The organism is Vibrio sp. 1580, from assembly GCF_033340055.1.
This window is the reverse complement of the sequence record NZ_JAWOVT010000643.1, coordinates 1-538: the sequence shown is the minus strand read 5'-3', so window position 1 is coordinate 538 and position 538 is coordinate 1. Positions and strand designations below refer to the sequence as shown.

Here is a 538-nt window from a genome sequence, read left to right as displayed (position 1 = left end):
AATACGAAGGTGGACGAACTTGGGATCTGACATTAACAGGTACCGTGTAACTCTATTTTGTTTGGGATTCTAACCTAAAGGGGGCTGGGTTTATAACACCAATCCACCCAATTTATTAATCTAAGCCTAAAGCTTTCTTTACTGGTTTGAAGCTCTTACGGTGCTCGCTTATCACACCATGTTGCTCAATTGCTTCAAAGTGCGCTTTGGTTGGATAACCTTTGTGCTTCGCAAAGCCGAATTGCGGATATTGTTTATCCAGCTCTTCCATCTCTTGGTCGCGCACAACTTTAGCAATGATGGAAGCGGCACTGATTTCAGCCACTCGTAAATCGCCTTTCACCACAGCTTGAGAATCCATCGGTAGCTCAGGGCAACGATTACCATCGATCAGCACTAAATCTATCTGTACCTTCAGTCCCTCACTCGCACGTTGCATAGCAACCATGGTAGCTTGCAGAATATTCAGTTCATCAATCTCTTCGGGAGAGCAACGGCCTACCGCCCACGCTAGCGCTTTTTCTTTGATTTCAGGAAG

The 538-nt window shown here is 45.5% G+C and carries 1 protein-coding gene; it reads right to left on the bottom strand.

Annotated features, from left to right (window positions below; all coding sequences use genetic code 11):
* Positions 1–115: 115 nt before the first annotated feature.
* The coding region (locus R7093_RS27605; protein WP_318147325.1) for a ribonuclease HII at positions 116–538 on the bottom strand (423 nt) is incomplete at its 5' end.